Here is a 9,580-nt window from a genome sequence, read left to right on the forward strand (position 1 = left end):
TGCTGTGACCGCATAGGTTCACCGGGTTGGGATGTGTGCCTACCTTTCGCGGAGCAGGCGCTCGGGAACGTTCGTGCAAGGGAAACGCCGCTGGAATACGGAAGGGTCACTGGTGCTCGGATGAGGCTTGTCGTCGGGAGAGGGCCAGCCTGCGTCGCTCTCGGTCGATCTCGGTGACGACGACCGTGACCTCGTCGCCGACCTGGACGGCATCCGACGGAGTTTGCGCGGGCGTCCAGGTGAGCTCTCGCAGGTGGACCAGTCCCTCGATTCCGTCGGCGACTTGGACGAAGACGCCGAATGGGACCAGCTTGGTGACCTGCCCGTGCAGTTTCTGCCCCACCGCGATGCCGTCGGCGAATGCCTGGAAGGTGTCCGGTTGCGTCGCTCGCAGGGACAGTCTGGCCTCCAGGTTCCATGTGTCGAACTGGAGGAACTCGCATGAGACCCGTTGTCCGATCTGCACCACGTCGGAGGCTGCTTCGAAGCGCGGCCAGGACAGTTCGGGGACCGTGATGAACCCGACGCCGGGGAAGACCGGGTGGTCGGGACCGTCGTCCAGCGCTACGAATACGCCGTACCGTTCGATCGCTGTGACGGTGCCGGAAAGGAGCTCACCGTAGTGCAGTGATTCCAGGAACGCCCAGAGTTCTGGGTTCTCCGACCGTTCGCCCATCATGCTCCCAGCCTTTCACGAGGAGCTGTGCTGGGCGGGAGGTGCAGTCAGGCTGCGGCCTTGAGGGGGCGTCCGCCCCAGTGGACGCCTCTCTCGCTGCGGATGCGGGCGCGTTCCTTGCGCTCGGCGGCCAGGACGTCGCGGTGGCGGGCGTTGGCGTTGCGCCAGCGCAGGTAGGCGTGCATCGCCCGGGTCTGCACGGTGTGGTTGGGATGGTGGGAGTTGGCGATGGTGAACTGCCTCAGCGGTCCGAAGTGTGCCTCGATCGGGTTCGCCCGGGATGCGTAGGTCGGGGTGAAGCACAACCCATGGCTTCCGACGCTTGCGCATCCGCTGGGAACGCAGTGCTGGCATCCAGGAAGCCTTCCTGCGACTCGCATGCTGTCTCGAGGGCTTCGGGGTCGCCGAACGGTGCTGCACGCGGCACTTGCGCAGTCCCGCGACCGCCGAGCCCTCCGCAGCGATCGGGTTCAAACGGCTGATCACCAGCCGGGCTTGACTCTGACGCCGCTGGAGACTTGAGGATCGCGCTGTAGGCGATACGCGGGTTCTCATCGGAGGCGCACGGCGTGCGAGGAAAAGGCATCCACTACGACACCGGCACCTTTCCCAACGGCGATACCTCCCGCCCTGTCTTCGACGCCGACGTCGTCGCGCGGGAGATGCGGGTCATCGCCGAAGATCTGCACTGCACCGCGATCCGCATCACGGGCGGCGACCCGGACCGGATCGAGACCACCGCGCGGCATGCGGCGGCCGCCGGGCTGGAGGTCTGGCTCAAGCAGCAGGGAACCTCCCACCAGCACCTCGATAACCGGTAGTGCCTGTAGGGCGCTGGAGATCGGAATGGGGCGCTCCTGCTTCATTGGCTGACAAGAAGCCGGAGCACCTCTCCTCATTGTGTGTAGGTGCTGTTGAAGGATCGTTTGCCACACTTGAGAGCCGTGGTGTCAGCGGCCAGGCACATCGTCGGCGGCGAGTCTGTCAGCGGCTGACGAGAAGGCCGTCCACCAGGGCCTGGAGCCCGTCCCGGTAGGTGTCCTCGGCGGTCAGCGGAGCCCAACGGCCTGCGGCCTGCGCCAAGCGGGGCAGCTCACTCGGGTCGAGTTCGGCGAAGACTTGCTCCCGGTAGGTCGCACGGTCATCACGTGCGCGCCGTCGGGCTGCTGTTGCCCTGACCACGATCTCTCCGGCGGTGTAGTACCAGATCGCACGGTAGCCGTGTACGGCCCGGTCGAGGGAGAGGCCGCATTCGACCAGGCCTTCGACGATCTGCTCGACGAACCACAGCGCGCTCGTGGACAGCAAGTCGTCGGCGGTCAGTACTTCTACGATCCAGGGGCAGGCGGCGAGCGCCTCGTGGATTGCGGTCGCGGCCACGATGATCCGCTCACGAGGGTGGGCGGGCAGTTCCGGTCGGCGCAGGGTCCGGGCGGCGTAGTCGTCCAACAGGAGGACGAGCAGTTCCTCCTTGTCGCGGACGTGGTGGTAGAGCGCCATCGGCGTGCTGCCGACTTCCGTGGCCAGCCGCCGCATGGTCAGCCGGTCCACGCCTCCCTCATCCACGATCCGGCGGGCTGTCTCAATGATCTCCTCGCGAGAGATGCGGGGAGGTCGGCCCAGGGTTTTGCGTGGTTCGGACGGTTGCGGCATGCCCCCATCATTCCCCAGGTGTCGACAACGGCGAACCCCGGCGCTAACTTTTCGTACATGTATAGAAACTCCCGCGGGAGGCCCGGAGTGGTGCTGGCGGCTGCCGCCGTCGCCCAGTTCGTCGTGGCCCTGGACATGTCCGTGGTCAACGTCGCATTACCGGCGATCCGCACGGCGCTGGGATTCGCATCGCTCGACCTGTCGTGGGCCGTGCACGTGTATGCGCTCACGTTCGGCGGGTTCCTGCTGTTGGGGGGACGCGCCTGCGACCTGTACGGCCGGCGTCGGATGTTCGCGCTGGGGCTGACCGTCTTCGGGCTGTGCTCGCTGGTGGGCGGGCTGGCCCAGGATCCCTGGCAACTGATCGCCGCACGCGCCGGTCAGGGCCTCGGCGCCGCCGCGGCCGCGCCCGCCGCGCTCGCGATGCTCACCACCACCTTCGCTGAAGGCCCCCAGCGCGTCCGGGCACTGGGCGTGTGGAGCGCGGTGAACGCCGCGGGCGGCGCACTGGGCGTGCTGGCCGGTGGACTGCTGACCGAGTACGCGGGATGGCGCTGGGTCATGCTGATCAACCTGCCCATCGTCGCGGCGGCTCTTGCGCTCATCCCCGCAGGGGTGCCCGCCGGAGCATCACCTGCCCGGCGCGAGCGGCTGGACGCACTGGGCGTCCTCCTGGTGACAGGCGGAGTCGGGCTGTTGGTGCTCGGCGTCGTCCGCTCCGACACCCTGAGCTGGAACCCCCGGCCACATGGGCGACCCTCGCTGCCGCAGCCGTGATGCTGGGCGCGTTCGCTTCCGTGGCGACGAGGGTCGCCGCACCGCTGCTGCGCCTCGGTCTGCTGCGCAGCCGCTGGGTCGCCGGCGCGAACGTGCTGGTATTCCTGGCCGCGGCCGGGCAGTTCACGGCGTTCTACTTCGTGTCCCTGTACATGCAGCAGGTCCTGGGCATGGGTGCCGCAGCGGCCGGCACCGCATTTCTGCCCTTCTCCCTGGGCCTGGTCGCGGGAACCATCGTCGCTACTCGCCTCACCGCGTCCCGCACCCCCCGCGTATCCCTGGTGCCCGGCGCCTTGCTCGCCGCCGCGGGCCTGGCCTGGTTCGCCCTCATCAGCCCCGACGGCAGCTTCCTCGCCGACGTGCTCGGCCCGTCCCTCGTCACCAGCGTCAGTGCCGGGCTGGTCCTGGCTCCGGTTGCCGCCGCCGCGACCACCGGCGTCGCTCCGCGTGAGGCCGGCATGGCCGGCGGCCTCATGAACAGCTCCCGCCAACTCGGCGGCTGCATCGGCCTGGCCGCCCTGACCACCATCGCCGCGCACCGCACCGGCACGACCGCCGACCCCGCCGCACTCAACGACGGCTACGCCCTGGGCCTGGCCATCGCCTCCGCCGTCTTCGTACTCGCGGCAGTCGTGGCCATCGGTGTACTGCCGCGCCGCCGAGCCGTCACCCCTGTCCCGCGATCCACCGACCCCGCACACAACCAGTTGGAAGGAACTCCGTCATGACGACCACGACCATCGACCTGTTCACCTCGGCGCTGCATTTCCACCCCGACGGCGACGTCCGAGCCGTCGAACGGCAGATGACGAGCAGCAGCTCCGGCGCCTGGCAGATCGCTGCGTTCCACGTGGAGACCAACGCCGACGTTCACGCCGACCACTGGGAGATGCACCCGGAGGCCGAGGAAGCGGTGTGCTGCCTGACCGGCGGCATCCGCCTCTACTTCCGGCCCGACGTGCCCGGCGAGACCGAGGACATGGTGCAACTGCAGGCAGGCGCCGCCGTGATCGTCCCCCGCGGCCGCTGGCACCGCCTGGAGCTGGACGCCCCCAGCGACCTGATGTCGATCACCCTCCGCCAAGGCACCCGCCTCGAAAAGCGTACTGACACCCACTGATCGGAGGTGGCCCGGTAAAAGGGCTGCCGGGCCACCACGAACCTCACCCGAAGGCTTGGCGGCGCCGGGCCCCGCCGGCACAAGGTGCTTGCCGGGGACATCGCGACCCAGCCGGCCCCACAAGACGACGAACTTCCAGGACAGCACCGTCGTCCACGGCGTCAGCTGAGCCCTCAACCCGCCATAGCTCTGGAGCGGGGGCCGGTTCCCCCTCGGAGGTGCGCTGAAGAACCTCCTGGACAGCACCGACTTGGCCCACGTCATCGGCGCGGCCACGACGGTCACCAACCGCCTGAACTTCATCCAGGCCCTGCGCAAGATCCTCGATTGCTTCTATGTAGCGGCTGTAGCGGCTGTAGGGGCCGGGTGCGTGGCTGAGGATGATGCCGAGGGTGCGCAGTGCGCTGTGGGCTCGACGGTCGTAGAGGGCCATGCGGTCTGGTGCGGCTGCTGTGAGGACGACGGACGGTGTGGTCGAGGGGTGCGGAGTGGCCGGCAGCCCAGCCTTTAGACGACTGGTCTACTCGAATGCTATGTTTTTTGCATGCCAGTCGCCACGCGCACCACGGACACTCGTCGGATCATCCTCGATACCGCCCAGCGGATCATGGCCCGCAAGGGTTACTCGGCTGTCGGTATCAATGAGGTGCTCGCGGAGGCCGGCGTGCCGAAGGGGTCGTTCTATCACTACTTCGCCTCGAAGGACGCCTTCGGTGAAGCGATCCTGAAGAGCTACTTCGCGGACTACCTCACGGACATGGACGGTGTTCTCGCCCACTCCGGCCAGTCGGCGGCCGAGCGGCTGATGGCCTACTGGCAGCAGTGGCGCCAGGCGCAGAGCGTCGAGGAGTGCCAGGGCAAGTGCCTGGCCGTGAAACTCGGTGCCGAGGTCGCGGACTTGTCGGAGTCGATGCGTCTGGCACTGAAGGAGGGTACGAGCGCAATCGTCGACCGCATCGAGCGCACGATCGCCAGCGGCCTGGAGGACGGCTCTCTCTCGGTCGACGGTGAGGCCCGCGACGTCGCGCAGGCCCTGTACGACATGTGGCTCGGGGCGAGCGTCATGGCCAAGATCCATCGCAGCCTGGCCCCGCTCGACACCGCCACAGCGGTGACCCGCAAGCTGCTGCACCTGTAAAGGCCCACGTGTAGAAGGCCCCATGCCCGATCTGGTCGTGGGGGCCTCTTCACTCTAATAGTAGACTGGTCTACTCGCACGCAAGGAGTGTGTCATGAAGGTTCTGATCGTTCTCACCTCGCACGACGAGCTGGGGGACACCGGCGTCAAGACCGGGTTCTGGCTGGAGGAGCTGGCGGCGCCGTACTACCGCTTCAAGGAGGCCGAGTGGGAGATCACTCTCGCCTCGCCGAAGGGCGGACAGCCGCCGCTGGACCCCAAGAGCAACGAACCCGACTTCCAGACCGACGACACCCGGCGCTTCGAGGCCGACCTGGAGGCGACCAACGCGCTGGCGGACACCGTGCGCCTCGGCGCGGTCTCGGCCGGCGACTTCGACGCGGTCTTCTACCCCGGCGGGCACGGACCGCTGTGGGACCTGGCCGAGGACACCGACTCCGCGCGGCTGATCGAGTCGACCCTGCGCTCGGGCAAGCCGGTGGGACTGGTGTGCCACGCTCCCGGCGTCCTGCGGCACACCGTCAACGAGGACGGCACCCCGCTGGTCTCGGGTAGGAACGTCACCGGATTCGCCAACTCCGAGGAGGAGGCCGTCCAGCTCACCGACGTCGTCCCCTTCCTGGTCGAGGACGAACTCACCAGGCTCGGAGGCGTCTACTCCAAGACCGGCGACTGGCAGCCCTATGTTCTGCAGGACGGTCTGCTGATCACCGGGCAGAACCCGGCGTCCTCGGCTCCTGCAGCCGACGCCCTGATCGAGCTGGTCACCAAGGGCGGCGTGTGAGCGCCTACGTCGTCATGCTCCACGAGCGCGTGAGTGACCCGCCCGGGCCGGCCCTCTACGCCGGCTCGGCCCGGGCGGCCCGGGCAGGTCGCGAGGTGACATCTCTCGTGGGATACGGGGCGATCGAAACCCTGGAGGGTGCGCCCCGTTCGACGGTGTGCTGACCCATCGCTTCCCGAGCGTTGCCAACGCGCGGGCATGGTACGAGAGCCCGGCCTGCCAGGCAGCGCTGCCCCACCGCCGAGCTGGTGCGGCCTGCCGCGTGTGCGTCCTCGAAGGAGTCGACGAAACCGAGGCCCGCTGAGACGACAAGGTGTCCGTCTGCACCGCAGTGCGGCGCAGACGGACACCGTCCGAGCCACAGGCGCCACACCGGTGAAGCGGCGATCTGATCGCCGGCGGGAATTCACAGCCGAAGTCGGACTCGCCGACGGCGACACCCCCATTGCCGGAGCCGTCACCGTACTGACGACGCCGCGCCACTGAGCCCGGTCGGCACCCGCCGCGGTTTCGGCCGGTTCGCAGACCCCAGGCGGGGGAGCCGGCCGGGCAACGAGCAGGCGCCCCGCTGCACGGGCGAGGCCTGGACCAGATGTCGGACACCCGGCTTTCCACCCTGCTGATGCCACTTATGGGCCGCGAAGGGTCTCGGCGGCGATGCCGCCGCGGACCTGGCGCCGACGATGCCGCCGCCCGATCCGGCGGCACCGTGCCAGGCACTTCCAGAAAGGCCCGTTCCGTGACTCTCACCCTCGAACGGGCGTCGGTCGAACGCCGACTTCCCGGACCTGCATCCTGCGTCATAGCCCACCGGGGAGCCGCAGCGCTGGCCGCCGGCAACGGGGTCGGCCGCTTCGTCTACACCCCGATCCTGCCGTTGACGCACGACCAGGCGGGCCTCTCGGCCACGAGCGGGGCCAACCTGGCGAGCCAACTACGTCGGCTGCCTGGCCGGCAGCTTCGCACCCCGGCTGGTCCGTTCCCGCTCGGTGATGCGTGCCTCGATGATCGTGATGGCTGCTTCTCTGGCTCTGATGCCGCTCAACGCAGGACGTCACCCCCTGGTCAGGGCTGCGGCCTCATCGCCGGGTTCACCAGCGCGCTCGCCTTCGTCTACGCGGTCGGGGCGCTGTTGTCCGGCTTGCGCCGGTTCGGCCCAGCACCTGGTCGGCTGGGGATTCGGGGGTATCGGCGCGGGGATCGTGCTGGCCGTTCGCGAGGTGGCGACATGGCGTATGGCGTGGTGGATCGCGACCGTCCTCACGCTGCTGCTGACCGCGGTCTCATGGAAATGGTCGGCACAGGCGCGTGGGTCGTCGTCGGACTGGCCGCGATCCCCGGGTCAGCACTGTGGACAGCCCTGGCTCGGCGGTTCAGCCGCCCCACCCGGCTGGCCGTGGCGCTGCTGCTCCAGGCCGCCGGTATCGCCCTCACCGGGCTTGCTCGTCGCAGCGGCTGCCTTCGGCGGCACGTTCGTGGGCATCACCTCTCTGGCACTGGCCCTCGGTGAGCACCTCCAAGTGCCATGGGCCGTCGCGCTACTGACGGCGGGCTACGGAGCCGGGCAGATCACCGGTCCCCTGATCTCCCGGCCCCTGCTCGGAACCGGGACTCAGCCCCCTGCTGCTGGCAAGCATCGTCCTGGCCGCCGCCACTGTGCGGCAGCAGCGCTCAGGGTCCGCTACCCGCACCGGCTGGGCCACATGATCGAACCGTCCCGCCTGGCACGGAAACTGCCCGCGCCGCGCCGCTGATCTCCTGCTCCGCAAGCTCCCCGAAGCCGGAGCAGGTTGGCAGGAACCGCAATCTTTGGCGACTTCGGGAAGTCACATCAGCCCGCAAAGCCTGTGCCGCACGCGCGACGTTCACTCGCGGACCGTATCGGTACCGTGGCGCCGGCTGCACTCGGATTGCCGGCCCCGAGGGCAGCCAGAGGGGCGCGGGGATCAGAGACACGCACTTGGCGGGGATGGGCCCCGTCTCAACGGCTGGTGTTCCCCTCGGTGAGTCGGCGCAGGTCGGCGACTACATCGTTGGAGTCACGGCTCTTGCCACCGCCACCCTGGGTCCGTTGCTGCGGCCCTCGCGCGAGAACGTAGACGAACAGGATCGCCATGACTGCTGCGCCTGCCCACATGGCCTGCTGCCAGCCGTCGACGAAGGACTCCTGGGCGGCTCGGATCAGCGTCTGCTCCTGGGGGCCGGCCCCGTCCGCGGCCGCGAGGGCGTTGGCGACGCCCTCGCGGGCGGTGTCGGCGGCGTCGCCCGGCACTTTGTCGAGCCGGGAGTCGATGGCGCCACGGTAGCCGGAGGTCAGGACCGCTCCGAGCAGCGCGACACCGAGCGCGGTGCCGAACTCCCGCGTGACGTCGTTGAGGGCGGAGGCGACACCTTGACGCTCACGCGGCAGGGCGGTGGTGATGGCCTCGGTGGAGGGCGTCATCGTCAAACCCATACCGAGTCCCATGGCGAGCATGCCGGGGAGGATCGAGAGGTACCCGCCGTCGACGGAGACGAAGGTGGCCATCAGGACCAGTCCCGCTCCGCCCAGGAGGATCCCCGAGGCCATCGTCGTGCGGCTGCCGATGCGCGCGGCTGCCTGCGGAGCGAGGCCCGAGGCGGACATCATCAGCAGCGCCATCGGCATCAGCGCCAGAGTGGAGCGAAGGCCGGACCAGCCGAGCACCGCCTGGAAATACGGGAAGAGGACCACGAAGATCCCTGCCTGCACGCCGAAGACCGTCAAGAGCGACACCGAACCGCTCGCGAGACCTCGCTCGCTGAACAGGCGGACGTCGAGGAGTGGAGCCTGCCGTCGCAGCTCCCATGCCACGAATCCGACGGCTGCGATGACGCCGACGAGGAGGCTCAGCAGCGTCGCCGGCGCGGTCCAGCCTCGTGCGGGGCCCTCGTGGAGGAACAGGACGAGCCCGACCGCCGCGACCACGGACGACAGCGAACCGACGGCATCGAATCGGTGCTCTGAGGCCGCGCGCGAGTTCGGGATGGATCGCAGCGCGATGACGACGGCGGCGACGACGAGCACGACCGGCAGGACGAAGAGCCACCGCCAGCTCGCCAGATCGACCAGGACGGCCGACAGGTACATCCCCAGGATGCCTCCACCGCCGGCGACGCCGGTCCACACGCCGATCGCCTTGGAGCGCTCCTCGTCCGGGAAGATCGAGGTGATGACGGCGAGGGTGACCGGCATGATCATCGCTGCGCCTGCGCCGCTCAGGAAACGCGCAGCGAGCATGATCTCGGATGACGTGGCAAGGCCGGCCGCCGCACTCGCTGTTCCGAAGACGAGCAGGCCCGCGAGCAGCACCGGCCTGCGGCCCCACCGGTCGCCCATTGCGCCGAGCGGCAGGAGCAACGCGGCCAGACTGATGGTGTAGATGTTGATGAACCACAAGACCTCGGCTTGGG

At 68.9% G+C, this 9,580-nt stretch carries 9 protein-coding genes and 2 pseudogenes; 7 read left to right on the forward strand and 4 right to left on the reverse strand.

Annotated elements, in window-relative coordinates; genetic code table 11:
- Positions 1-106: 106 nt before the first annotated feature.
- Together C3488_RS38005 and C3488_RS38010 are read right to left on the reverse strand one after the other, a co-directional pair.
- Positions 107-679 carry a S1 RNA-binding domain-containing protein gene (locus tag C3488_RS38005; RefSeq protein WP_103845404.1) on the reverse strand — a complete coding sequence of 191 codons (573 nt, stop codon included), beginning with the start codon at positions 677-679 and terminating at the stop codon, positions 107-109.
- 44 nt (positions 680-723) lie between these two features.
- Positions 724-981: pseudogene (locus C3488_RS38010) on the reverse strand (IS630 family transposase); the annotation flags it as partial.
- Between the two features lie 264 nt (positions 982-1,245).
- Here C3488_RS38010 and C3488_RS38020 point away from each other — a divergent pair.
- Positions 1,246-1,497, forward strand: coding sequence for a hypothetical protein (locus C3488_RS38020; RefSeq protein ID WP_308460714.1), 252 nt, complete (start codon positions 1,246-1,248; stop codon positions 1,495-1,497).
- A 163-nt stretch (positions 1,498-1,660) separates the two neighbouring features.
- Here the strand turns inward: C3488_RS38020 and C3488_RS38025 are convergent, their stop codons facing one another.
- On the reverse strand, positions 1,661-2,329 hold the full coding sequence (locus C3488_RS38025; protein WP_103845405.1) for a TetR/AcrR family transcriptional regulator: 669 nt from the start codon (positions 2,327-2,329) through the stop codon (positions 1,661-1,663).
- Between the two features lie 57 nt (positions 2,330-2,386).
- Here C3488_RS38025 and C3488_RS38030 point away from each other — a divergent pair.
- From C3488_RS38030 to C3488_RS42250, 6 genes and pseudogenes are all read left to right on the forward strand, one after another.
- Positions 2,387-3,834, forward strand: a pseudogene (locus C3488_RS38030) (MFS transporter).
- Positions 3,831-4,226, forward strand: a complete 396-nt coding sequence (locus C3488_RS38035; protein WP_103845406.1) for a cupin domain-containing protein — start codon at positions 3,831-3,833, stop codon at positions 4,224-4,226. The pseudogene C3488_RS38030 and the gene C3488_RS38035 overlap by 4 nt, the downstream one beginning before the upstream one ends.
- A gap of 544 nt (positions 4,227-4,770) precedes the next feature.
- Positions 4,771-5,364, forward strand: coding sequence for a TetR/AcrR family transcriptional regulator (locus C3488_RS38045; protein ID WP_103845408.1), 594 nt, complete (start codon positions 4,771-4,773; stop codon positions 5,362-5,364).
- A gap of 94 nt (positions 5,365-5,458) precedes the next feature.
- Positions 5,459-6,148 (forward strand): type 1 glutamine amidotransferase domain-containing protein, encoded by a 690-nt coding sequence (locus tag C3488_RS38050; RefSeq protein ID WP_103845409.1) that lies wholly within the window; start codon positions 5,459-5,461, stop codon positions 6,146-6,148.
- Positions 6,149-6,305: 157 nt separating this feature from the next.
- Positions 6,306-6,452, forward strand: a complete 147-nt coding sequence (locus C3488_RS42820; protein WP_219822375.1) for a DUF1330 domain-containing protein — start codon at positions 6,306-6,308, stop codon at positions 6,450-6,452.
- A gap of 931 nt (positions 6,453-7,383) precedes the next feature.
- Entirely contained in the window at positions 7,384-7,902 is a 519-nt protein-coding gene (locus tag C3488_RS42250; RefSeq protein ID WP_258053902.1) for a YbfB/YjiJ family MFS transporter, read from the forward strand.
- A gap of 227 nt (positions 7,903-8,129) precedes the next feature.
- Here the strand turns inward: C3488_RS42250 and C3488_RS38065 are convergent.
- Positions 8,130-9,580: MFS transporter (locus C3488_RS38065; RefSeq protein ID WP_103845410.1), on the reverse strand; the 1,451-nt coding region annotated here is incomplete at its 5' end.

This window comes from Streptomyces sp. Ru72 (genome assembly GCF_002920635.1).
In the GTDB taxonomy this organism is placed as follows: Bacteria; Actinomycetota; Actinomycetes; order Streptomycetales; family Streptomycetaceae; genus Streptomyces.